We start from the raw sequence: 24,921 nt of genomic DNA, 5'->3' as shown, positions 1-24,921 counted from the left end.
AGCGTGTAATAATGATTAGCACGCTTTTAATGTTTCAAATCAAATCAAATCAAATCAAATCAAATCAAATCAAATCAAATCAATGATATTGCTAAAACAATCGCTTTTACGTAAGTCTTTAGCATCCATTGGCCTTGCAAAGTAATAACCTTGCAGTACAGTACACCCAACCTCGGCTAAAAAGATCATCTGTTCGCGCGTTTCTACTCCTTCTGCAATACAGTAAAGATCTAGGTTTTCGGCCAATGAAAGAATGGTCTTAATAATCGATTCATCCCCTTTATCTATACCAATACTGTTTACAAAGCTTTGATCTATTTTAATAACATTAATAGGAAATTGGCTCAAGTAGGTGAGTGATGAGTAACCAGTACCAAAATCATCAAGTAGTAATTTAAACCCAGCAGCTTTTAAGTTTTGTAGCTGCTTGGCTGCTTTGAGTTTATCTTCTAGTAAAATACTCTCTGTTATTTCAAGTCTTAATTGTCTTGGATGAACTTGAGAGTCCGCTAATATGGACATTAACCGCTGGGTTATGTTTGTTTTTAAAATGTGTTTAGGGGATAAGTTTAAAGATATATAAAACAATGGGTTTGCGCTGAGTATAGGTGCAATTTCAATAAGAGCTCGTTGCAATGCTTGCTCAGTAAGGAGTTCTATTAAACCAGTTTCTTCTGCTACCGGTATAAAAAGTGCTGGCGATACCAACTGTCCTTGATTTTTCCAGCGCATGAGTAACTCCACGCCATTTATTGTTTTTTCTTCTATGTCGATAATGGGCTGATAGTGATTAAAAAATCGGTTGTCTTTTACTGCATCTTTTAAATCATTTTCGAGCAGTAACTTTTGTTTTATCAGCTCATTCATTTCATCGCTAAAAAACTTAAAGTCGTTTCTCCCGCCTTGTTTAGCGTGCATCATCGCAACATCGGCATTACGGATAAGTATATCGGTGGTTACAGCATCGAATGGGTATAAAGCGACGCCAATACTGGCTGAAATATTAATAGAGAAGTCTTCAATAATTACTTTATTAGCTAACTCATTACTAATTTTTCTTACTGTATCGCGAAGAGACTGAAGCGATTTTATATTTTGAATCAGCACTAAAAATTCATCACCACTTTGACGGCCAAGTTTTGCGTTTACGCCAAGCATACCGTTTACTCTTTGGGTAATATTACAAAGTAGCTTATCGCCAACTGCGTGGCCAAAAGAGTCGTTAACAGGTTTGAACTTATCTAAATCAATAAATAATAATGCGCATTGTGTATTACTTTCATTGGCATGTTTAATCGCGTCTTCAATATTTTTATACATTAAACTACGATTAGGTAGATGCGTTAGAGGATCAAAATTAGCCAAATAGCGCAGTTCGTTTTCTGCACGTTTTTGCTCAGTTAAATCTGTAATAACAACCACGTAGTAGCTTGCAGTATCTTTTGTTACGGCTGTGGCGCTTATATGTATTGGATGTTCGTTACTTTTTGCTGTTTTTATATAAGCATCACTTTGCCAGTTTTCTGTAGCTTTTAATTTTTTTAAAATATTTGCAAACTCTCTACACTTATCTTTACCAATGGCCCTAATAAATAATTTTGGGCTAATTTTAGTGGCTGCTTGTTCACTTGAAAACGTTTCAATAAAACTGTTGTTCGCAGAAAATGGCATTAAATGCTTATCGAGTATAAGTAACCAGTCGTTTATTTGGCTAAACGCTTCACCTAGAATTTTTGCTTGTTGCTCATTAGCCCGTTGCTCCGTGATATTGGTATATATGCCAGAAACATATAGCGGCTCATTTGTTTGAGGATCGTATATAACTTGTCCTGTATCTTGATACCATAACCAATGCCCATTTTTATGCTGTAGACGATAAGTTGCTTGCCAGTTTTGTTGTTTTTTGTACTTGAAGTAGTTTTCCCATTGGTTTTCAAAACGACGTCGGTCATCTGGGTGTATAAGCGCTAAAAATTGTTCTATGTGTACACGTACAGGCAAGCCTGTATAGCCTAATTCACTTCCTCTGAGCGTACTTACGGAAGCATCTTTAAAATTATAATCCCACACGCCACTTTTGTTATTTTTAAGCGCGAGTTCTGTTTGCTTTTGCGAATGAATAATCGCTCTATGGGCTTGTTCAATTGCAACTTGGCGGCTGCGGTATTGCCAAAAAATGAAAAACAACACGGCAATTATTAAAACTACATAGGCGACAATAGCAAAGGGCGACTTCCATGGTGCGTAGGCCACGTTGATATTAAGTGTGGCAGGTTCGCTTGTAACAATACCATCGCGATTATGTGCTGATATTTTTAGCGAATAACTACCGGGTTGAAGTTTTGTGAAAAACACTTGGTTAGATTGTAAGTCTTCATATGTAAGGGACGTTGGCCCTGAAAGAATTACCTTATAATATGCTTTGTCTATATTGGGGTAAGAAAAGTTAGAAAAACTAACTGTAAGGCCCATGTCTTCATAACTGAGATCAAGTGGTTGGCTAAGGTATTTATGAGGGTAATAATCGAGCTCTTTGGTAAAAAGATTTATATCGGTAATCGCTACACTATTTTTTTTAAATAATTCTTTTTCATCAAAGTCTAAGGGGTCAAAAAGTAGGGCGCCCGCATTACTACCAAATATAAGCCTGCCATCGTTTAATGTTGTTGCTGCTATAGAAGTAAATTGGTTTATATTCAACCCGTCTTTTACTGAATAACTCACCACATTGAGTGTATCTAGGTTTATTTGATATAAACCATTGTCGGTACTTGCCCATAAAAAACCATTTTCATCAGGAAGTAACGAATAGATAGAGTCAGTATTAAATGAATTTTTTAATCCTATGTAGTGTTTTCTCTCATAAGTAACTGGGTCAACACCAAGCAAGCCTTCGTGGGTGGTTGCCAACCATAAGATATTTCGTTTTGAGTCTAAGTAAAAATTTTCTACAGTGTAAAAAATATCTTCTTTAGGATTAAATGACTGAAATATAGTCGTTAAAGTTTTCGTTTTTTCGTTGTACCTAAAAAAACTTTTTGATGTGCCAAGTACAAACTCTTCAGGATGTGTGTCGAGGGGTTTATAAAAAGCATAAGAAAATAAAGGGTCAACTTGCTCTTTGAGTCCTTTAATAATTCTTGTTTTTCCGGTTGTTTCATTAAAAATATAAAAATTATCATCAGACATAAATGCATATTTATTTGCATCAACTTGGGCAAAACCAAATAAGTTGAGCTGGTTAATTACATTATTGTCTGTGTCTTTATTTTCAATAACTTTACCCGTTTGCTTATCAAAAAGTTTAAAACCATCATAAGTAACAAGCCAAAGAAATTGATCGTTTCCAATTGAAGACGCAAAAATATCAAATACCGCAGATGCTCCGTATATTGCTTTTGAGTCGGTCGAGCTTAAATATACTTCACTTTTATTTGTTGATTTGTCATAGCGCGCAATTCCATCTTCTGTTCCTAGCCATATAATATTATTTTTATCTTGGTAGGTGGCATGAACAGTATTGTTACCGGGTAAAAAAATGTGTTTAAACCGTCGGGTTTTAATTGGCCAGGTAAACACGCCTTGGGTTCTAGATGCGAGCCAAAGCACGCCGGACTTATCAATCATTAGATCGTTGATTGAGTTTTCATTAATATTAAACTTACTTTTTTCATAATTTAATATGAACTCTAACTCTTTGGTTTCGCGGTGATAACTAAATAATCCACTTTCGGTTGCTACAAACTCGCCGTAAACAGTATTGGCATAATCCCATATATTATAATCAGGAATTAATGTTGTAACATTTGCTGCAGATATATTTTTGTTATTATCAAATGCTAATTGATACATACCTTCGACAGTACCAACAAGTAATCCTAATTCATTATCAACACTTAAAAATTTGACGTTTATATTATCTATCGTATTTTTTTCAGGGGGATGAAGAGGGATTTTTACAAGTTCTGAATTATCTATATTTGCAGTGTATAAACCATCATTTGTACCAATATATAAAGTGTTTTTATATATCGTTAATGACCTAATGTAGTCCCTTTTATTTGGGAGTGCTAGCTTAAGTGTAAAGTGTTTACTCGTCTCATCAAATGTATATATTTGACCATCTATGGCGAAGTAAAAAGTATCTTGTTGCTGAGTCATTGCGGAGATTGGAGAAAACATCTTTTTTTCTTTATCTATTTGACCAGAATAGATTTTTTCGGTTTTTAAAGTGAGGGGATCTATTATATACGCACCAGAAAGATCAGTTGAGACAATGATTTTTCCGTCTTCGGCTTTAAATAATGCATAAATATAGTGTTTATCTAAGCCAAAGCCACCATTAAAAGTTTTTACTTTATAACCATCAAAACGGTTTAAACCCTGTTGGGTTGCTATCCATATGAAGCCAATGTCATCTTCTTGCGACTGCAAAACGTAACTTTGCGAGAGACCTTCGTCAGTAGAAATTCGTTGTAATTGTTGAGCATAGTTTTGTGATGCAAAAGTGCTTTGGATGCATAGTAAAAAAACAATGGTGATATGAAAAAAAAGTTTGCTCAAACGCACTTATAAACACTCTCAGTGGAGGATAGGATGATACTTAGCTAGATAGTAAATATAGCATAAGTTTTTATTTTTTAATTGCAAATAATATACTTAAAGTTAAAAGCTCTATTTTCAAATAGTGAGCTAATCTATATAGATAACAGTTAATATTCATAAGGAGAGTATAGTGGTTTTATCTAATATTGATGCAAAAAAAAGCGTGTTATTAATAATAGACTTACAAGAGTTGCTTGCTCCTGCAATTAAAGACTTTCCGAATATTTTAAAAAGTACATTGCAGTTAGCGCAGGCGGGTATTATTCACGGCGTCCCAGTCTTAATAACCGAGCAATATGTCAAGGGGTTGGGCGAGACTAATCAGCAAATTAAAAATACGTTACCTAATGCTACGTATTTTCATAAAACGTACTTTAGTGCGTGTGCAGAGCCTGGCTTTGTTGATAAGTTAAAAAGCTATGGTAAAAAGCAAGTTGTTGTTGTTGGCACTGAAGCGCATGTGTGTGTTTTACAAACATGCTTAGATTTAATAGAAAATGGTTTTGAAGTTATTATCGTACACGACGGAGTTGGCTCGAGAAATCCGCAACATAAAAATTTGGCGATTGAACAGCTACGCCAAGCTGGTTCGGTAATTTCATGCGCTGAAATAGTTATTTTTCAATGGACAAAAAAAGCAGCAACGCCTACGTTTAAAAAAATACTGCCTATAATTAAGTAGACCGTATGTATATAATGTAAATTAAATGTATTATTTTTTGACGTGTCGGTAGTTTATTATTGTGTTCAGTAAACTGAAACTCGTTTTGATACGTATATTGCAGACTGCTTTATAAAACAACAATGCAAACAACAATTTTAAGGTTCTTATGTCTAGTATTGGCCGGTTATTTACAATTATTTTTAGTCTTTTGTTTGTCGAATCTATCGCTATTGGCTTGTATTTCGACACATTAGCGCAGGCCTTTATGATAGGTTTGCCATTGTGTTTATTACCTATATGGCTTTTAAACACACAAGGGGATAGTCCTGTTACCCCTCATGTTGTAGCTGCCGCCATAATGATGTTTTCTTTTTTGCACATACAACAAACTTTTGGGCTGATTGAAGTCCATTTTGAAATATTTATTTTAATGCCCATGTTAATTGTTTTTGTACAGTGGCGAGTGTTTATTACTACAATTGTATTTGTAGCTGTTCATCATTTATCTTTTTATTATTTACAAACTCAAAATACAGGATTTTATGTATTTGACCCTGATAGGCTTGCTTTTACTACGGTGCTTATTCATGCTGGATACGCAATAGTTGAAGTGTTAGTTGCAGGCTACATTGCCGTAATGTTGCAACGCGAACGTCGTGCTGGCTTATCTTTAAGTTATGCGACAGAGCAAATAATGAAAGACCCTGAAAACATTAAACTCTCTCTTCGTGCTGATGACACTAAAAGTGAGGCTGTAACAGGGTTTAACACGTTACTAGATTACTTATCTGATGTTATTAAACAGGTACAAACTCAATCAGAATCACTGCAAAAAAACTCACAAGAGCTTATACATGTTCATGATCAGCTGGCCGGTGGTGCAGTGCAGCGTACACAACAAACTGATGATATTGCTAATTCTGGCGCTCAAGTTGCTAATGGTTTTAAACTTGTAGAAGAAGAAAGTGAGGTACTTAAGCGCCAAGTTGATCACATTACACAATCTGCAGGTGATGCATTAAAAGAAGTGCTTCAAACAGACGCTAAAAGTAGAGAGTTGTTAACACTACTTAACCATACCGAAGAAAAAATAAACCACTTAGTGGCAGCGGGCGATGTTATTTCAGGTCTTCTTAATGAGATATCAGGTATTGCTGAGCAAACAAACTTACTTGCTTTAAATGCCGCTATTGAAGCTGCCCGTGCAGGCGAACATGGTCGAGGTTTTGCTGTCGTTGCTGATGAGGTAAGATCTTTAGCTAACCATAGTAAAGCAACAACAGATAAAATTAGTCTAACATTAAAAGATCTTGTTAATAATAGTAAAACGTCAACACAATCAATGAGTCAGTGTGTGAATTTTGTAGTCGATTTAACAAGTATTAGTGCTGCAATGAAAGAGAATATTTCAGCAATGAGCGAGCAAATAGCCGCAGTATCTTCAAGCTCTGACTCAGTTGCACAAGTTGTAGCTGAGCAGGCAGGTAATACTGAATTAATAGCAAGCAGTACTGATACTATGCGCCAAAATCAGTACCAAGATACGCAAATAGTGCAGCAGTTAACCGCTAAGGTGCAGTTAATCGATGTAAGTATTGATGTGTTAGAGCAAAGCATTGCCAAGTTTAAATAAATCTAACACTTTCGTATTTTCGCTTATAGCTACATGGCTTATTTGTGTTGTTGCAGGGTTAGTTTATTTTCAATTAGAGCAGCTTAAACCGTTTGATAGCTCAAAAGTTTTATTGCAAAAACACTGGTTTAATAACTTTAAAAAGCAATTGGATTGGGTTGATACTGGTGAGCCGTCTTTAGTGCTTATAACAGAAAAAAAATGCGGGTGTACTATACAAGCTAAGCCGCATATTTCATCGTTAACCTCTTTTGCTGCCAATAAAGCTATGAAGGTTGTACAAGTTGAATTAACACCAAAGCTTAAACACGTTATTCCGGCAACGCCTGCCGCCGTTATTATTAATAAAAACGGTGAGTTTGTTTATGCTGGGCCGCTCTCTGAAGGGTTAGCTTGTGCCCAAGGAAGTGGTTTTGTTGAAACTGCGGTCACTAATTTAGCTGCTGGTTTTAACTCAAATCTCTTAATTACACAAACCAAGGGATGTTACTGTGTAAATAATGCATAAATAACGTATCGATAAACTAAAGCTCGCACTTAAATCAATAGTTGCGAGCTTTAATATTGATTAAATTGTAACTAAGCCATAAATACCTAATGACACAAACACACAAGCAGCAATAGCACGTACGGTGTTTAGAGATATTCTTTTTAGTAATGCATTACCAGCGTATATAACAGGCACGTTAGCAATTAGCATACCTAACGTAGTTCCTACTGTTACCCAAAACACAGACTGATATTGTGCCCCTAACAACACCGTCGCTATTTGTGTTTTATCACCAATTTCTGCAATAAAAAATAATACAAAAGCGACTAAAAAAGCCCCGTAGCTATCGTATTTACTACTTACAGCTTCGTCTTTGTCTGGAACTAATAGCCAAAGGCCAACAACAATAAAGCTGATGTTTACAAGCCAAGGTAAATATTCAGAAGAAAAACTATTACTTAACCACTGCCCAAACCACGCTGATAAACCATGATTGAGTAAGGTTGCGGCTAAAATACCAAGAATAAGCGCGCCTTTATTACGAAAACGGGCGGCTAACAGGAGCGATAAAAGCTGGGTTTTATCGCCTATTTCGGCAAGTGTGACAGTGACGGTTGAGGTTAAAAAAACTTCCATTATTGATTCTTACAGGCGGGAATACTAAACCAAGGCAAACAACTATCTCCCGCCATGAGGATAGTGTCTACCTAGGTCTCGCCGATAACGCTTGCTACAACATTACAAACTTACCATGCACATGAGGTGCAATTATGTTGATAAGTTTACTCATTACTGAGCGGGCTACTCCCCTAAGAGGCGGGCATTATTCCACAAAACTTTTGCGTGGTAAATATTAAGAATCGAATATAGTTAATTTAGTCGGGAGTAATAAAGTTAGCTTTTGGCAATGAGCTGATAGTCAGGAAAGAGCGATGACCGGTCATTGAAAAAGTTAAATTTATTCCTGTGTTTCGAGTAGAAATCTAATTTTGTCCAATAACATTATTAAACGCCGCTTTGGGGCAAAATAAGATCCTTAATTCCTAGCTGTTTAATTACTTGTTTACAAAAGTAATTGTTGGTGAAATTATCAGGGTATGTAATCCCCCGTTTTGATATGCTATAAACCACTAAAATGCTGTTCAATAAGCAGTTATGCATAAAGGATTAAGTAATGGAGTCAATTCCACCATACGAAGGAAAGCCAACGGTTTACCTTGATCAGAATGTTTTAGATTTTTTCACGAAACAAGGATTAGGTGAATTCGGCCAAATGCTTATAAAAGATTATCAAGTAGTTTATTCAGATTGTAGTGGTCAATAATATTTGGCCACATTTTTCGAATTTCTGTTTCTGACCTGTGATTCATTTGGAGCTAAACCAACATTATAGCAATGCGGGAAAATAGGAGAACGTTTTGCCTTTTGTCACTTTCATTTTGAATGTCCGCTCATGGCACAAACCGGAAGTCACCCACCCATAAATTTCGTATTTATACATTAAGGTTTTTAAAGCCTTAAAGTAATTAACTCTGAACCATTCAAATATTTACCTAAACCTAATCTTACTTAGGTTTAAGGTAGACTCCAATTAATAAATCTCAATCTGAGTGCCACACCTTGCTTAAAATTAAAACTATTCTCAAGCTGCCGCGAATTCTCAACTTAAGTGGCGCTGGCCAAAAAAAAGTTTAAAATAATACATATTAGTTAAATAACAATTGATAACCATTTTCGTTTAGATTAGTATGTACGCACTAAATGAAATTGAGAGTGGTTTGTATTCATGTATATTTGTCTATGTCACGGTGTGACTGATAAAAAAATTGAGCAAACAATTGACGATGGTGCAACGACCATGCGTGAATTAACTAAAGAGCTTAAAGTAGGCAGCCAATGCGGTAAGTGTTGTGGTTGTACTAAAAAGATCCTTAATCGCAGACTTATCCAGATTGCGGATGTAACGGATCAAGTTGCTTAATTACATATAAAATTTAGATATAAAAAAAGCAGCTTTTTAGCTGCTTTTTTTATGCTTGTTACTATTTACAGTTGAGACTGCAAGTAGTTTTTAATACCCGTATTTTTAATAAGCAATTGTTGAGTTTCTAACCAGTCAATTTGCTCTTCTTGCTCATTTAAAATGTGATCAAGGGCTTCGCGGGTAATGTAATCTTTTTTGCTTTCAGCCAGTTTTACTGCGCTTTGCAACTCGCCAATAGTATCAAGTTCAAAACTCATATTAGCTGCAATCATTTCTTCGCTGTTTTCACCAATACGTAATCGGCCTAAGTCTTGAAGATTTGGTAAGCCTTCTAAAAACAAAATACGTTCGATTAAACGATCGGCGTTTTTCATTTTTTGAATTGATACTTTGTAATCTGCTTTGTCTAGTTGAGTGAAACCAAAATCTTTAAACATGCGTGCATGTAAAAAGTATTGGTTAATACCAACAAGCTCATTAGCGAGTACTTTATTAAGCGCTGCAATAACGTCTTTATCGCCTTTCATAATATGCTCCTACTAAGCCATTTGTGCTTGATGATAGTTTTCAGAACCAATCTTATCAATTAAGCCAAGTTGCTGCTCTAACCAGTAAACATGGTCTTCTTCGGTATCAAATAACAGTTTTTCTAAAATGCTACGAGATTGATAATCTTGTTGTTCTTCACATATTGCGATTACATCTTTAACACACGCAACTACTTCAAGCTCTAGTGTTAAATCGTTTTGCATCATGCTTTTTACATCGTTACCGATAAGTAAATCACGGCGCTTAGTCATATTTGGTACACCTTCTAAAAACAAGATGCGCTTAATAAGCCAGTCTGCGTGATCTTTTTCTTCTTCCATTTCGTGGTTAAGGCGCTCGTATAGCTTGTTTAAACCCCAGTCGTCATACATGCGCGAGTGTATAAAATACTGATCGATTGCTGCTAATTCGTTAGCTAACAATGTATTAAACGCATCGATTACTTTTTGATTACCTTTCATGATAAATCGCCTTAACTATTTCAATTGCATGCAGTGTAGTACAAATAGCCTATATTGCAAGTTTTCTCTATAAAAATCATTGCGTTACTATTGGTTTTGATTCTTATTTAAGTTTGCGTTACTGCTTGGTTTATGGACAGTTTTTTATTTGTATTAGCATCTTATATAAGGTCATGATTGATAGGTAAAAGCGAGACGTTTATTTATGTGGTTTTGTTAATTAACCTGAACTCTGAATAATAAATCTATCTCCAGCAGTTATTATCAGTGCTAACTGCGTTGAATTTACTTGCAATAGGCTAGCTATTGACGCGTAAAGTCGCCTTGTTTTCACTGAGAATCTCTGGCTAGAGAAAATCAATTTAAATATCTCCATGATTCAATAGGTCAGTAAATCTCTTAACCAGAGCTCAGGTTAAGTATATAGGCATGCAGGGCATGCCTATAGTGTTTATTCATTCATTAAAATTGATATTTAGCCCCCAGCGTTGCCGTTGTGCCTAATCCTTTAATGTTATATCCACCGTAGGTGTAAGCCTGTGCGCGGGCAGGGTAGTAATCACTATTGAACAGGTTTTCTATCCCAAAATACCCACTCCACCTGGCGTTAACATTGTATTGGCCACTTAAGTTAAATGTGTTGTAGCTACTAACGGGGCCCTGATCGCCAGAGTATTGGCCTTGCGCATTTTTATCAAAACGCTTTCTGTCGCCTACATATAAAAAGCTCATTGCAAGTGATAGTTCGTCATTTGTTTGCCACGTTAAATTAGCAGTGGCTTTAGGTGGACTAATTTGAGCTGCCCCTAAGTACTCATCAGCTTCAGTGTTTTTACCTTCAACATAGCTATAAGTTGCGCTTAATTTAAGGTCTTCGGTAATAGTGTAGTTAACTAACCCTTCGTAACCCCATATTTCTTGTGGTGCGCGTACAGGTTCGTAAACACCCGTTGTTTCATTATACTCATTACTTGTACCAAGCTCTGAGGTACTTCTGTAAAGAGCAAATTCAAAACGCACGTTTTCAAACTGTGAAGTAAAACCAACTTCGTAATTATCGATTATTGAAGCTTGGGTTTGAATTAGCGCAATATCGTCAACGGTCGCTGCGCGAAGTAAGCGACCAATATCAGAAATATCAGAGCCCTGTGAGTAACTAAAGAACGGGCTAAATGCATCTGTTAAGTTATATTTAATACCGGCATTATAGGTTGTTGCATCGTAATTAATGGTGTCGCCACGCACATTTAATGGTACTGAACATTGCGATGCGGTTTTGCAAAGTTTTAGCGTTTGGTAGTCACTTACGCTCAAATCAATGCTTTCGTTTCTTACACCCGCTTTTACAATAATGTCGTCGTTTATTACCCATTTGGTTTGTAAAAAGCCAGCCACACTTTCCATGTCCATTTCTGGCACCCACACACGGCCATCTACTAAAGGTTGCGATGTTTTATCGTTTAAGGCATCAATACCGTAGATTAGGGTGGCTGTTACGTTTTCAAAATCAAACTGGCTATTAAATGTAGCTCTTGCACCTTGCTTATCTGATTTAATAACCGATTGACCACCGCTATAACCTTCATCAAGATTGGCTAAAGCGGTTGAGAAAAAGAATACGTTTTCTATATTTTGTTTATACAGATCGAGGGTCATTTGTGTGTTTTCAAACAACGCGTAATCAACATATTTTAGGGTTATATTTTCGTTGCCTTCTGGGCCTTGCGGTTTACCTTGTTTTTGAAGCGCTAAGGGGACGTGTATAGCGTATGTTTTTTCCCCTATATTGCCATCGCCAGTCACATCGCCTAAGTCTGTTTTTTGTTGTGAGCTGTAAAAGTTGTAGCTAAACTGAAGTTGTTTTTCGTCGTCAAAATCATAAGTTAGTTTGGTAAAATAGTTTTGAGTTTCAGAGTCGGATAAACCATATTGTAAGCCTAAAATATCGCCTTCGGCGTCGCGTTGTACGCCGTTTTCTTCATAGCTTGCTGTTAACAGATAGCTTAGCTTATCGAGCTTATCGAGCTTACCGTTTACCGCAGCCGATATTCTGCCACCGCCGCTCTCTGCTAATTTAACAGCGCTAAAGCGACTTGAAATACTAATCTCCCCTTCAGGCTTACCATCACTGCGAGCCTGTTTTGTTATGTAGTTAATAATGCCACCTGAGGCACCATTACCATAAATAGACGTTGCGCCTTTTATGACTTCAATGCGCGCTATGGCACTTGCATCAAGCGTTTTTACGCCTAAAGAGCCATTACGAAGAGGGGTTGATTGCGGTACGCCATCAATCATTATTAATGGCGCGCGGCCGCGTAGTGTTTGTCCTGAATTACTTGAACTGCCGGTATCGGGAGCTAGCCCTGGAACCATTTGCGCGAGTAAGCTTCCCAGTTCTGAGCTTACTTTTAAATGCTGTTGTATTTGTTGCTGATTTATAACGGTAATCGAGGCAGGTACTTCGTCTATGCTTTCTGATATGCGGCTGCCAGATACAATGACATGCTCTAACTGATCAGAAGTGTATTCATTTTTATTATTTTCATTTGCTAACGTGTTAGTACTTATTGCAACAGCAATAAGGCAAAGCGAAGTTTTTAACATAGGGTGTCTTAGTTGATAATAGTTCCCGTAATGGTAATTATTATCAACTAATGAGGCAAGTGTTAATGAGATTTATTTCCATTTATGGCGTTTTAACCAAAAATACACACCGCTTACAATAAAAAATGCGAGTGAAAGGGCTATTAATAACCATAAAAACTGCACAATAGGGCCTGCAAAATCACCAATGTGAAACTTATACTTAAAGTTCCATGTTTGTGTTGTGAAGTTGGTTTTACTGGCGTCAAATGAGTTTAATACTTTACCAGTAAATGGGTTAGTCCAAACCCAGCTGTAAGCGTGGCTTTCGCCAGGGTTTTGCATTCTCAGTGCTATTGCTTCGTCGGCTTTTTTAGGTAAATAAATTCTATATACTTTGCCATCTGGAAATACGTTCTCTGCATTTTTAATTGCTTTGTTATAGTCTAAAGTAGCCTGAGAGGGCTGTATTATTTTCGGTGCTTTAGGCCTTTGTTCTACTTTATTAAACGTTACAAATTCTAATACCGATTGAGTTTGTGTTTTCCAATTAAATGCCATGCCAGTGAAGGCAATAAGTACCAGCGGTATAAAAAAGTAAACACCCAGTACGGTATGTAATTGATACATGAGCACTCTAAATTTGGCTTTTGGTTTTATAGCTAAACGCTTAATTCTGTTTTTAGGTTTTACCCATAAATAAAAGCCGAGTAATACATTTATTAAAAGTAGCAATGCACACACCGACATCCAATTTCTAAAGGTTTTTTCACCCTCACTGTCTTCAAACAACAGCCAACGATGTAATCCCATAGCAAACCCATAAATCGTATCGGTTGATTCATAGACGTTTAGCACTCTCCCTGAGTAGGGATCAACACTGGCGTAGTATTTATTAGCTAACCTAAATTGCCATGCGGCGTTTGGCGCTTGTTCGGGCATAAAAAAGGTGATTTTTTGCTTAGTTTGAGCTTGTACATTTTGTATAAGCTCATCGTAAGGCATTAAATTTGCTTGTGGTGTTACTTGCCATTTTGCGGGTTCTATTAAGTGCTGTATGTCTTTTGCATAAATCATAACAGCACCGGTTAAGCTCACTATTAATAAAAATAGTCCGCTAATAAGGGCAAGGCCTAAATGAATTCTACGTAACCAAAGTTTCAAAAACGGTATCTCATTATGAGTTAATGGCAATATTGTAAATGATAATACGAGCTGTTTTCAATTAAATAGTTGTGTATTTGGTTGGATTTCTATTATGCAGTTTTCGATATTAAAATTGTCGTGTAAAAAGCTTTTTACGGCTGGCAAATCAATTGCTTGCTGAGTGCTAATAACAAGCTCGCAGTAGTTTTCTTTATCGTCTAGTTGCCAAAGCTTAATACTGGTTACAGATTCGATATTAAATTCACTACCAATAGCATGTGATATAGCATGTGTGTCGATGTTATTGGGTGCTGCTTGCATTAAAATTTTGCAGCTTTGCTTTAATAGTAAAATGCCATGATAAATTACATAGATAGAAATAAGTACAGTGGCAATTAAATCGACAATGTACCATTGGTATAAAATAATTAAGGTGCCCGCAATAATTACCACAATAGACGCCATTGCATCAGATACGTTATGGATAAAAGCCGCCTTTATATTTATGCTGTGATTTGCACCTGCTCGGTAGGTTAAAAATGCGGTTGCTAAATCGATTACCAATGCTATTGCTGCCACCCACACAACTATCCAGCCATTAATTGGTTGAGGGTTTAAATAGCTCGAAATGGCTTCAAAAATTAAATACACGCCAATTAATATTAATGTACTGCTATTAAAAAGTGTGGCGAGTATTTCTGCGCGTTTATAGCCAAAGTGATGAGTGCCGTCAGCAGGTTTATTACCAACTTTACGTGCAACCAAGGCTATAAATATAGCGGCAGCATCACTTAAATTATGAAGGGCATCGGCTATAAGTGACAAACTGCCCGAAAATATCCCGCCAATAACTTGGGCTACGGTTAGCAATACATTAATAACCACAGCAACGGTGAGTTGTTTATTGCTTTGGTTTTCGTCTACATGACTATGTGAGTGATCGTGCGCCATAATGCTCTCAAATGCTTTGATTGAATATTGCTTATATCATGGGTGATTTAAAACAGCTACAGGAGTTATAGTGTAAATGAACGCAATTGTAAGTTAGTAATAAAGACGTACTTTTTTTGAATGCGCGAATTTAAGATTGTAACGCTAAATGTCGATTTTTTAAGGAGTTTACAGCTCAAAACTTGCGTCTTTATATATTTAGTGCATTAATGTAAGTAATATTAAATGATTAAAAGCTGCTGGGTATTAAGCATGGACAAAGGTTTAAACTTTGGTGAATTAACAGGTAAAGGACAATCTGTTCGAAGTAAGTTAATTATAACCTTTATAATTATAGCCTTAGGGCCACTTTGTATACTTACTTGGTTTAGTCTTGAACACGTAAATCGCACCCTTAAACAAAATGCAGACACTGAACTAAACGAGCTTAATAATATAGGCAAGCAATTTGCTGATATTTGGTTTGCGGACCATGTTAAAGACTTATATTTGCTTAGGACACAGCTTGATATTAGCCCTGCTAAAAAGCAAAAATTAATCAGTCAATTTGTTGAGCAGTACGACTTTGTTAATAATGTAGAGCTTATTGATGTAGACCTCGTTAATTCACTCCCCAAATCCCCCTTTTTTAATGTTATTAAAGACCAACGTTTTAACGACATTCGTTCTGGTATTAAAAATACAGGAGAAATTCAATTTCAGTCAATGACTGTCTCAGGGCGTGAGTATCATATTATTGGTTTACCGGTATTAAATGGCGAAAATAAGTTACAAACCATATTGCTCGCAGATATAAATTTAAACGGCTTATTGAATAATCTAAGTAAAATACACACAGCTAATAAAGACATAACATTTTATGTTATGCACAATAATAAAATTCAAAAAAGTAATAATACAGACGATGCCCAACCACTATTTTTCTCTCAGAATGGCTCACCAATACAACGTGTTTTTTCTTATAGTAATAAAGATGAAGCCACTTTATATGGGTATATTAATTCTTTAGAGTTTTTAAATGAATCTGGTTGGCAATTACTTGTATCAAAACCAAAAGACGTTGCATTGCAAGGATCTAATTATTATAAGCAGCTCGCTATATTAACAAATATGGGGGCATTACTACTTATATTAACGTCGTCGTGGTGGTTTGGTCGTCGGCTTTCTCGTCCTTTAATTAACTTAGCTAAAATTGTTGAAAACATTACCAAAGGTGATGTGGTTAAAGTGCCAATAATAAACGACAGCATAGAGTTTAATCAGCTTTCATTAGGCCTGCGTAAGTTAGTGGCCGTAAAAGCAGAACAGCAAAGCATACTGCAAAAACAACGCTCTGCACTTCAAATTGCATTAAAACAATTAGCTGAGCAAAAAAGCGCATTAGATGAACATGCCATTGTTGCAGTAACTGATCTGCATGGCACCATTACTTTTGTAAATAAGAAATTTTGCGAAATTAGTGGCTATGATGAATATGAATTAATAGGTCAAAACCATCGTATTTTAAATTCAGGAAAGCACGAAAAAGAATTTTTTAAAAATATGTATAAAACCCTCAAACGCGGAGATGTATGGAACGGGCAAATATGCAATAAAGCGAAGCATGGTGGTTTTTATTGGGTAGATACGACCATTGCGCCATTTTTAGATGAAAGCGGTAAACCGCAAAGCTATATTGCTATTCGTACCGATATGACATTTCTTAAACTGCAAGAACTAGAACTTGAGCAGCATAAAACACAGTTGCAGTTAGTGATAGATACAACTGCTGTAGGTATTTGGGATTGGTATATTGATACTAACGTAGCTGTTTTAAATAACCGTTGGGCTGAAATTATAGGGTATAAACTGAGTGAAATAGAGCCTTGTACAATACAAACTTGGTATAAATTTATTCACCCAGAGGATTTAATTGAATCAGACTTAAAGCTAAAAGCGCACTTTGCTGGTGAAACAGATTACTACGAAAGTGAAGCGCGTATGAAGCATAAAAATGGCCACTGGGTGTGGGTGCTTGATACAGCTAAAGTGGTTGAATGGAATAGTGATGGTTCGCCTAAGCGAATGATAGGTACTCACTTAGATATCTCAGATAAAAAAGCAACTGAACTTGAACTGCAAGGAAGCCGAGATAGATTTGCATCTTTGGTATCAAATATACCGGGTATTATTTATCGGTGTAAATTTGATGATAAATTAAGCACACTTTATATGAGTGAGCAAGCAAGTGAGATAACAGGCTATTCACCTGATGAGTTGATAGGCAATGATGCTCTAAGCTTTTTTGATTTAATATGCGAAGACGATTCTAAAAAAATAAAAGCTGAAATTTTACGCTGTGCCAGTGCTAAGCAGTCATGGTCTGTTGAGTATAGAATTACAGCTCGCGATGGCTCTTTGCATTGGGTAAATGAAAAAGGCCAAGCAATTTACGATGAAACTGGTAACGTTTTGTATTTAGATGGATTTATTTTAGATATTACAGAGCGATACAATACGCAATTAAAAATAAATCGTCAGCAAAGCTTGCTAGAGTCAATGAGTAAGCAAGGGCAGATTGGTGCATGGGAAATTGACTTAGAAGCACATACTCTTTATTGGTCTGATGAAGTTAAAGTTATCCACGAAGTACCAGAGGGATTTGAGCCGAGGATAGATACCGCAATTGATTTTTATAAACCAGGAGTGCACCGAGATACTATAAATACTTTGTTTGAATGCGCAGTAACATTAGGTGAAAGCTGGAGTGTTGAACTTATTATTTTAACCTATGCTGGGCAAGAACGCTGGGTTAAATCGATGGGGCAAACAGAGTTTAAAGATGGTAAATGTGTGCGTGTTTTTGGCTCATTTCAAAGTATTGACGCACATAAACGCCTTGAACTCGAAAGCGAAAAAGCAAACCGCTATAACAAAAATTTAGCCGCGCTTACAGTCGCACCTGAAGTGCAAAATAGTGATGTAGAGCAAGTTAAAAAGCTAGCGGTTAAATCTATGTGTGAAGTGCTAAATATTGCACGTGCGTCGGTATGGATTTTTAACGAACAACGAGACGTGATGGCGTGTCATAGCTTATATATAGATGGGCTAGGGTTTGTAGATACAGATGCTGTTTTAACTGCTAAAGACTATCCTGCATATTATAACGCCATTTATGAGCAAAACTTAGTGGCTATTGATGATGTTTATACTCATCCGGCAACTGTTGATTTTATAGAAGCGTATGCAAAACCACTCAATATTAAATCAATACTTGATGCAGTTATAGCAACAGGCGATGGTAATTTAGGTATTTTATGTGCTGAAACTGTTGGCGAGCACCACTATTGGACGCAAAGTGAAGAAACGTATCTTCGATCATTAGCTACTTTAGTGGGAAGTACTTTAATTTCTCAGCAACGTAAAGTAATCAGTGAGGAGCTTAAAGTAGCGCTTGTAAAAGCAGAAGATGCAGCCATTGCCAAGAGCCAATTTTTAGCAACCATGAGTCACGAAATAAGAACGCCAATGAATGGTGTACTCGGTATGCTAGAGCTTGTTCAATTAGAGTCATTACCTAAACCAATAGAAACTAAAGTCGATATAGCCAAAACAAGTGCACATTCTTTATTGGGTGTCATTAACGATATTTTAGATTTCTCTAAAGCTGAAGCGGGTAAAATTGAGCTTGAAGAAATTAACTTTAATGCCCGCGATTTAATTGGTGAAGTTGCTGCCGCGCAAGCATTTACAGCTCAAGACAAAGGGATTGAAATAATTTTAGATTTGGTTGCACTTGAACCTTCGCAGTTATGCGGTGATCCTGGGCGAATTCGCCAAGTACTTACTAATTTACTAAGTAACGCCGTTAAGTTTACGAGTAAAGGCGAGGTTGTTGTAAGTGCGAAAGTTAATAAAGTGGCTCAAGGCTTAGAATTTATTGTCAGTATAAAAGACTCAGGTATAGGGATCAGTTTAGAAAAACAGCAGCAATTATTTACTCCGTTTTCTCAAGTAGATGCATCAACAACGCGTGAATACGGGGGCAGTGGCTTAGGGCTGGCTATTTGTAAGCAGCTTTGTGAGCTAATGGGTGGGGCAATTTCTCTTAGTAGTGAAGCCGGCGAAGGAAGTACCTTTACTGCCACTATAATGCTGACCCCTGGCGATCAAAAAGAGCGTTATATTCCTAATATTAATATGAAAGAGTTAACGGTTTTAGTTGTTGATGATAACGAAACAAATCGGATAGTAATTTTACAACAGCTTGAGCATTGGGGCGCTAAGGTTGCGCTTGCATGCGATGCACATCAAGCACTTGATATGTGCGCGCAGCAATATGAAAGCAAAAATTGTATGTACGATATTGCAGTGCTTGATATGCAAATGCCAGGAATGGACGGCATAGAGCTTTGTAAAGCACTAAAAGCACATGCACATTATAAATCAATGCCACTTGTAATGATGACTAGTATTGCTGGTATGGAAGGCGCTCAGCGTTATTCTGACGCTGGCTTTCAGGCATATTTTCCTAAACCTGTGACCACTGCCGATTTAATTTCTGCACTGTCGGTTATAACGAGTAATGATGCAGGCGAGACACTTCCACTTGTTACGTCAGGCTATATTTCGTCACTTAAAAAAGAAAAGGTGCAGGAATCTGCCCAAATACTACTTGTAGAAGATAATCCCATTAACCAACAGGTGGCTAAATTAATGCTCAAAAAGCTTAATTGTGACGTTACGATTGCCGGGAATGGTCAATTGGCAATTGATATATTAAAAGCGCATGATTCAGGATTCTTTAAGCTTGTACTTATGGATTGCCAAATGCCAGTTTTGGATGGCTTTGGGGCAACTGCAGCTATACGCGAAGGGGTCGCGGGTGAGCAGCACAAAAATATAAAAATTATTGCCATCACTGCTAATGCAATGGACTCCGATAAAGAGCGCTGTATAACTGCTGGAATGGATGATTACTTGAGTAAACCTATTCAATTAGATATTTTAAAAGATAAATTAGAGCTGTATATTTAAGGTCAAAATACAATGAGTAAACCCGTTATAATACGTGATGCAAAACCAAGTGACGCAAAAACAATTTTGCACTTTATTACCGAACTTGCCACATACGAAAAAGAACCTGATGCGGTAAAAACAGATGAACAAGCAATTCTAGATACTTTGTTTAGCGAAGGATCAACCGCGCACAGCATAATTTGTTTAGAAGGCGATGAGCCAATTGGTTTTGCAGTATATTTTTATAATTACTCTACCTGGTTAGGTAAAAATGGCCTGTACCTAGAAGATTTATATGTAAGCCCTGATAGTCGTGGCAATGGTGCAGGCAAAGCCATTATGAAGCACTTAGCTAATAATGCGATTAGTAATAACTGTGGCCGTTTTGAATGGGTGGTCCTTGATTGGAATAAACCCGCTATCGATTTTTACAATAGCATTGGTGCAAAGCCACAAAACGAATGGATTATATATCGCTTAACAGGGCAGGAATTATTAGATTTCGCTAAATAGTTAATGAAAATCATTTGCATTTGCGTTGTTGGGTGTGTAAGTTAAATACACACTCAATAATTAAATGTGCAGATGATTATATGATCTCAAGTCAAAAACAGCCCCAGCCAGATCTACTCTATCTTGAACAAGCATTAAGCCCTTGGCAGTCGAACATAATGCAAGGTAATTATGCATTTGAACAAGGTGCTTTACTCGAAGCACGCGATAAATACTTATTAGCCCAAACACTCGCAGATCATCTCCTTCAGCAGTTTTTATACGCTCAGATTAATAATAATGCCATTCATGCTATTGAGCATTGTATACCCGCACTTGTTGTTGCTTCACATAATTTAGCTGATACCTATATTGCTATGCAACAGCCTGAAAATGCATGTAAATGGTTATGCGAAGTACACTTAACACTCTCTTCATTAATTAAGCATACTCATTACGATATACAAAAAGTGAGTAAGCATCATTACATTAAAACTTCCTCTGAACTTGTATCATTTGCAAGACGCTATCATTTTTTACCTGAGCTAATAGAGCAAGTGAATTTTTGCTTATGCTCTAAAGACTCAACAAACAGCCTGCTACATTAAAATAAGGAGTATTTATGGCGTTTACATTGCCAGCACTTGATTATGAATATGATGCGCTTGAGCCTCATTTAGACAGTAAAACGATGCATATTCACCACACATTGCATCATCAAACGTATATCAATAAAGCCAATGCTGCTTTAGCAGATACTGTATATGCAAACGCAAATGCTGAAAAATTACTTAAGGGAATAAACAGCCTGCCTAGTAATTTGCAAAAAGCAGTACAAGAGCATGTAGGAGGGCATTTTAATCACAGCTTATTTTGGCAAATAATGAGCCCACAAGGAGGAGGTCAACCTGAAGGTATTGTGGCTCAGGTTATTAATGAGCAACTAGGCAGTTTTGATAGATTTAAAGACCAATTTACAGCCGCGGCAATTAGCCAATTTGGTAGTGGTTGGGCGTGGTTATGTGTAACGCCGGATGAAAAGTTGATTGTAGAAAATAGTGCTAATCAAGATTGCCCTTTAATGCAGGGAAATATCCCTATTTTGGGACTTGATGTATGGGAGCATGCCTATTATTTGAAGTATCAAAATAAACGTCCTGATTATATTGCTGCATTTTATAATGTAATTAATTGGCAAGAAGTACAAAGGCGTTATTTATTGGCTATTGGTTGAGTGCCGAATATGGCTAGTAATACAGTTTTTTTTGTATAAGCTAGGCTCTATAAGGTTTAATTTATAGAGCCGTTTATGGACACTTCACATTGGCAAAAAGCACGTCAGAGCCGCGATCCACGTTTTGACGGGCTTTTTTATGTTGCTGTTAAAAGTACGGGCATATATTGCAGACCAATATGCCCAGCTCCTACCGCACACGAAAAAAACGTCACGTATTATCAGTTTGCACATAATGCAGCCCAAGCTGGGTTTAGGCCATGTATACGATGCAGACCCGATAGCGCACCAGGCAGCGCTGCTTGGCAGGGTACAAAAACCACAGCTCTGAGAGCTAAGCAATTAATTGATCAGCACGATGAGCACGACTGCGAAAAATTAGCAGCTCGTTTAGGTATAAGCAGTCGTTATTTAAGACAGTTGTTTAAGCAGTATTTTGGCGTGTCGATTACGCAATACCGATTATTTAACCAGTGTCACTTTGCTAAAAAGCTGATTCAAGAAACACATTTACCTCTTACCGAAATAGCATTTGCCGCTGGCTTTAAAAGCATTAGGCGCTTTAATGATGCATTTTTACAGCAGTTAAATATAGCTCCCTCGAAGCTGCGCAGTGGCGATAAAAAACCAACGTCAAAACTCACTTTAACCCTGCCATTTAGGCCGCCTTATAATTGGCCTGCTTTGCAGGGCTTTTTACAACGGCGCTTGATAAAACCAATGGAGTGGATAACACAAACGAGCTACGGACGTACTTTTGCAAGTGAGGAATATAAAGGAAGCTTTACCGCTGAATTTATAGCGAGTAAAAACCACTTTAGTGTATCTATCAATATAGACAATACGGTGTACTTACAACCCGTTATAAATAATATACGCCGTGTGCTTGATTTAGATGCCGATATTAATTTAATTGAAACGCATTTAAGCGCCAATATTAACAATGCGTTTACAGTGTGTGAAGGGCTCAGACTTCCAGGGATTTGGTCAAGTTTTGAAGCCGGTATAAGGGCGGTACTCGGACAACAAGTGAGTGTTACTGCGGCGCATAATTTAGTAACAAAGTTAGTTGATGAATTAGGCGAAAAAGAGGGCGGTGTTATTTACTTCCCTACGGCTAAAATTGTCGCTAATAGTGATTTTGCATTTTTTAAAATGCCACAAGCACGCAAAAATGCGCTACACAACTTAGCCCAGTTTTGTGCACTAAATCCTGAAAATGACGATTTAGACGAATGGCTTAATTTAAAGGGAATTGGTCCTTGGACAGTAAATTATGCAAAGTTGCGAGGGCAAAGCCAGCCCGATATATTACTTGATGGCGACTTAGGTGTTAAAAAAGCTCAAGCGGCGGCAAACCCTTTCGTACCTGCTAACAGCGCTCCTTTTCGCTCTTACTTAACTTTTCAACTTTGGCAGCAATTATAATGATCATTCAAACATCCATTTCGAGCCCTATAGACGACATAATTATTCAAGCGACCGAGAAAGGCGTGAGTTACGTTGGGTTTTATCCACCAGTTGAACACCCTCATACGCCATTTGAACAAGTCGCTAACAAGGCGGTGCTTATTTGTGCTGCGCAGTTAAATGAGTACTTTGCAAAAAAACGCACTACTTTTGATGTACCACTTGATACAAACGGTACAGCATTTCAACAAAGCGTATGGCAAGCACTATTAACGGTGCCTTTTGGGCAATCACAAACATACGGCTATATTGCAAACCAACTCAATAACCCAAAAGCAGTGAGGGCAGTAGGTGCTGCGAATGGTAAAAATCCGATTAGCATTATAGTGCCTTGCCACCGAATTATTGGCGCAAATGCAAAGTTAACGGGCTATGCTGGTGGGCTTGATAGGAAACTTTGGTTGCTGAAACACGAAGGATTAATGTAAATTAATTTAACGAATATTTTGTATGTTTAGTTCTACATACTACACTGTAGATTTAGTTTATAAATAAAAATCACTATGAAAATTAGAACGTTACTTTATATTTTTGTTTTGAAGTGTATTGTTTTTTGCGATGGAGTTACGGCCAAAGAATTACTTTTTTGTTATGAAGATAAAAATGCAGCACCACTATTTTTAGGTGTTGATAAGGCTATACCTATTGATCAACCTGATGCCTCAGTTGAGGTTTTAAGTTTATTAGATAAAGCGATTGATGGTGTTGAGATTAAGTTTGTTAGAAAACCATGGCGTAGATGCTTAAGCGATTTAGAATTTAATCGAGTTAATGCTGTTATTGCCAGTTACCGCAAAGGACGAGAAAACCTTGCTGTTTACCCTGTTGATCAGCAAGGTAAGTTACAAGATGACTATGCAGTAAGTGAATTTAGTAGCTGCCTTATAGGGCGTTATAAATTTCATAAAGAATGGGAGACTCGCGAAGTATTTCAAAATAAAGCATTTACGATAGCTATTCCTAATGGCTATGGACTAAATAGCGCGTTGAAAGAAGAACCATTTTTTATTCATAATACGTTTTCTAAAAGCAAAGCTTTTGAGTTGCTAGATAAGGGCGTGGTGCAGGCGAGCGTTGATATATGCCAAGTTGATGGTTTAAAAGTGTCGAGTTATCCGTATAAAGGTAATAACGTTAAACCGATTTACCCACCGTACGAAACAAGCCATGGTTATCTTATTTTTTCAAAACAATTCTACGAAGAAAATAACGCTCTAAGCTTGCAAATGTGGCAGTGGTTATCAAAATTTGAAAGTGCACCTATCTATATTAAATATTTACAAACACTTAGGGCCTGTTTATCTTTCGAGGTTGAATTTGCAGCAGACTGTTTGGTATTTAGGTAAGGCAGAGCCTATATATGTGGTTATTCCCCATAAATAGGCGATAACGCAGCATAAATGCCAAACATGCGCTGCCCGAAGGGTTCTGCCTAGGGGCAATTTACTCTTTGTTGCCTACATGGATGTAGGTAAGGGGCGTGAGCAGGACGCGGAAGCTTTGCTCGGTTTTTACTTAGCCCGCTAGGTTACAAACCTCACGCCGCGATTAAATAGCCCCTAGGTTGAACAAATTTTAATCCTGAAAGGTCAGCAGGCCCTAATAACCTCGTTAAATTCGCGTTTGTAAATTGGTATTAATTTAATATTAAGGTAGCA

General features: G+C 37.1%; 19 protein-coding genes. 12 read left to right on the top strand and 7 right to left on the bottom strand.

From position 1 onward, the window contains the following. Positions 1-69 precede the first annotated feature (69 nt). A complete protein-coding gene (locus tag I6F50_RS09685; RefSeq protein WP_197176096.1) occupies positions 70-4,569 on the bottom strand; it encodes an EAL domain-containing protein in 4,500 nt (1,499 codons plus the stop codon). A gap of 166 nt (positions 4,570-4,735) precedes the next feature. On the opposite strand from I6F50_RS09685, the gene I6F50_RS09680 reads away from it, so the two are divergent. The 3 genes from I6F50_RS09680 (at position 4,736) to I6F50_RS09670 (ending at position 7,410) form a co-directional block, all read left to right on the top strand. Next, a complete protein-coding gene (locus tag I6F50_RS09680) occupies positions 4,736-5,287 on the top strand; it encodes a hydrolase (protein ID WP_197160439.1) in 552 nt (183 codons plus the stop codon). A 148-nt stretch (positions 5,288-5,435) separates the two neighbouring features. Further along, positions 5,436-6,902: a methyl-accepting chemotaxis protein gene (locus I6F50_RS09675; protein WP_165728422.1), complete on the top strand. Its 1,467-nt coding sequence runs from the start codon at positions 5,436-5,438 to the stop codon at positions 6,900-6,902. Further along, on the top strand, positions 6,886-7,410 hold the full coding sequence (locus I6F50_RS09670; protein ID WP_007581838.1) for a DUF6436 domain-containing protein: 525 nt from the start codon (positions 6,886-6,888) through the stop codon (positions 7,408-7,410). Before I6F50_RS09675 ends, I6F50_RS09670 begins: the two co-directional genes overlap by 17 nt. A 60-nt stretch (positions 7,411-7,470) precedes the next feature. On the opposite strand, the gene I6F50_RS09665 is transcribed toward I6F50_RS09670, so the two are convergent. Continuing rightward, the gene (locus I6F50_RS09665) at positions 7,471-8,028 is read right to left on the bottom strand and encodes a TMEM165/GDT1 family protein (RefSeq protein WP_076924201.1); all 558 of its coding nucleotides are present in this window, start codon (positions 8,026-8,028) and stop codon (positions 7,471-7,473) included. A 538-nt stretch (positions 8,029-8,566) separates the two neighbouring features. On the opposite strand from I6F50_RS09665, the gene I6F50_RS09660 reads away from it, so the two are divergent. Both I6F50_RS09660 and I6F50_RS09655 read left to right on the top strand, forming a co-directional pair. After that, positions 8,567-8,716, top strand: a complete 150-nt coding sequence (locus I6F50_RS09660; protein WP_197160504.1) for a hypothetical protein — start codon at positions 8,567-8,569, stop codon at positions 8,714-8,716. Positions 8,717-9,178: 462 nt separating this feature from the next. Next, complete coding sequence (locus I6F50_RS09655) at positions 9,179-9,373, top strand: (2Fe-2S)-binding protein (RefSeq protein ID WP_002960627.1); 195 nt, start codon at positions 9,179-9,181, stop codon at positions 9,371-9,373. A gap of 65 nt (positions 9,374-9,438) precedes the next feature. Here I6F50_RS09655 and bfr (I6F50_RS09650) read toward each other — a convergent pair whose 3' ends face one another. The 5 genes from bfr (I6F50_RS09650) to I6F50_RS09630 form a co-directional block, all read right to left on the bottom strand. After that, positions 9,439-9,903 (bottom strand): bacterioferritin, encoded by a 465-nt coding sequence (gene bfr / locus I6F50_RS09650; RefSeq protein WP_024593101.1) that lies wholly within the window; start codon positions 9,901-9,903, stop codon positions 9,439-9,441. 12 nt (positions 9,904-9,915) lie between these two features. After that, positions 9,916-10,386, bottom strand: a complete 471-nt coding sequence (gene bfr, locus I6F50_RS09645) for a bacterioferritin (protein ID WP_002958985.1) — start codon at positions 10,384-10,386, stop codon at positions 9,916-9,918. A 462-nt stretch (positions 10,387-10,848) separates the two neighbouring features. Beyond that, positions 10,849-12,993: a TonB-dependent receptor gene (locus I6F50_RS09640; protein ID WP_197160440.1), complete on the bottom strand. Its 2,145-nt coding sequence runs from the start codon at positions 12,991-12,993 to the stop codon at positions 10,849-10,851. 72 nt (positions 12,994-13,065) lie between these two features. Then, a complete protein-coding gene (locus I6F50_RS09635; RefSeq protein WP_165728418.1) occupies positions 13,066-14,136 on the bottom strand; it encodes a PepSY domain-containing protein in 1,071 nt (356 codons plus the stop codon). 57 nt (positions 14,137-14,193) lie between these two features. Next, complete coding sequence (locus tag I6F50_RS09630; protein ID WP_165728417.1) at positions 14,194-15,069, bottom strand: cation diffusion facilitator family transporter; 876 nt, start codon at positions 15,067-15,069, stop codon at positions 14,194-14,196. Positions 15,070-15,321: 252 nt separating this feature from the next. Between I6F50_RS09630 and I6F50_RS09625 the strand changes: the two genes are divergently transcribed. The 7 genes from I6F50_RS09625 (at position 15,322) to I6F50_RS09595 (ending at position 24,609) form a co-directional block, all read left to right on the top strand. After that, on the top strand, positions 15,322-20,085 hold the full coding sequence (locus I6F50_RS09625) for a PAS domain-containing protein (protein ID WP_197160442.1): 4,764 nt from the start codon (positions 15,322-15,324) through the stop codon (positions 20,083-20,085). Positions 20,086-20,097: 12 nt separating this feature from the next. Next, positions 20,098-20,580: a GNAT family N-acetyltransferase gene (locus I6F50_RS09620; protein WP_197119907.1), complete on the top strand. Its 483-nt coding sequence runs from the start codon at positions 20,098-20,100 to the stop codon at positions 20,578-20,580. 80 nt (positions 20,581-20,660) lie between these two features. Further along, the gene (locus I6F50_RS09615) at positions 20,661-21,167 is read left to right on the top strand and encodes a hypothetical protein (protein WP_197160444.1); all 507 of its coding nucleotides are present in this window, start codon (positions 20,661-20,663) and stop codon (positions 21,165-21,167) included. Positions 21,168-21,181: 14 nt separating this feature from the next. Next, the gene (locus tag I6F50_RS09610) at positions 21,182-21,793 is read left to right on the top strand and encodes a superoxide dismutase (RefSeq protein ID WP_197176094.1); all 612 of its coding nucleotides are present in this window, start codon (positions 21,182-21,184) and stop codon (positions 21,791-21,793) included. Positions 21,794-21,868: 75 nt separating this feature from the next. After that, a complete protein-coding gene (locus I6F50_RS09605) occupies positions 21,869-23,221 on the top strand; it encodes a DNA-3-methyladenine glycosylase 2 family protein (protein WP_165728412.1) in 1,353 nt (450 codons plus the stop codon). After that, the gene (locus I6F50_RS09600; protein ID WP_197119911.1) at positions 23,221-23,691 is read left to right on the top strand and encodes a methylated-DNA--[protein]-cysteine S-methyltransferase; all 471 of its coding nucleotides are present in this window, start codon (positions 23,221-23,223) and stop codon (positions 23,689-23,691) included. The genes I6F50_RS09605 and I6F50_RS09600 overlap by 1 nt, the downstream gene beginning before the upstream one ends. Positions 23,692-23,766: 75 nt before the next feature. After that, complete coding sequence (locus I6F50_RS09595; RefSeq protein WP_165740471.1) at positions 23,767-24,609, top strand: amino acid ABC transporter substrate-binding protein; 843 nt, start codon at positions 23,767-23,769, stop codon at positions 24,607-24,609. Positions 24,610-24,921 lie beyond the last annotated feature (312 nt).

This window comes from Pseudoalteromonas sp. NZS127_1 (assembly GCF_015864295.1).
Lineage (GTDB): Bacteria > Pseudomonadota > Gammaproteobacteria > Enterobacterales > Alteromonadaceae > Pseudoalteromonas > Pseudoalteromonas arctica.
This window is presented reverse-complemented; position numbering and strand designations above follow the sequence as displayed.

Coding starts and splice junctions, on each gene's coding strand:
- I6F50_RS09675 (WP_165728422.1), top strand. CDS start 5,436: ATGTCTAGTATTGGCCGGTTATTTACAATTATTTTTAGTCTTTTGTTT.
- I6F50_RS09665 (WP_076924201.1), bottom strand. CDS start 8,028: ATGGAAGTTTTTTTAACCTCAACCGTCACTGTCACACTTGCCGAAATA.
- I6F50_RS09660 (WP_197160504.1), top strand. CDS start 8,567: ATGGAGTCAATTCCACCATACGAAGGAAAGCCAACGGTTTACCTTGAT.
- I6F50_RS09655 (WP_002960627.1), top strand. CDS start 9,179: ATGTATATTTGTCTATGTCACGGTGTGACTGATAAAAAAATTGAGCAA.
- bfr (WP_024593101.1), bottom strand. CDS start 9,903: ATGAAAGGCGATAAAGACGTTATTGCAGCGCTTAATAAAGTACTCGCT.
- bfr (WP_002958985.1), bottom strand. CDS start 10,386: ATGAAAGGTAATCAAAAAGTAATCGATGCGTTTAATACATTGTTAGCT.
- I6F50_RS09640 (WP_197160440.1), bottom strand. CDS start 12,993: ATGTTAAAAACTTCGCTTTGCCTTATTGCTGTTGCAATAAGTACTAAC.
- I6F50_RS09630 (WP_165728417.1), bottom strand. CDS start 15,069: ATGGCGCACGATCACTCACATAGTCATGTAGACGAAAACCAAAGCAAT.
- I6F50_RS09625 (WP_197160442.1), top strand. CDS start 15,322: ATGGACAAAGGTTTAAACTTTGGTGAATTAACAGGTAAAGGACAATCT.
- I6F50_RS09620 (WP_197119907.1), top strand. CDS start 20,098: ATGAGTAAACCCGTTATAATACGTGATGCAAAACCAAGTGACGCAAAA.
- I6F50_RS09615 (WP_197160444.1), top strand. CDS start 20,661: ATGATCTCAAGTCAAAAACAGCCCCAGCCAGATCTACTCTATCTTGAA.
- I6F50_RS09610 (WP_197176094.1), top strand. CDS start 21,182: ATGGCGTTTACATTGCCAGCACTTGATTATGAATATGATGCGCTTGAG.
- I6F50_RS09605 (WP_165728412.1), top strand. CDS start 21,869: ATGGACACTTCACATTGGCAAAAAGCACGTCAGAGCCGCGATCCACGT.
- I6F50_RS09600 (WP_197119911.1), top strand. CDS start 23,221: ATGATCATTCAAACATCCATTTCGAGCCCTATAGACGACATAATTATT.
- I6F50_RS09595 (WP_165740471.1), top strand. CDS start 23,767: ATGAAAATTAGAACGTTACTTTATATTTTTGTTTTGAAGTGTATTGTT.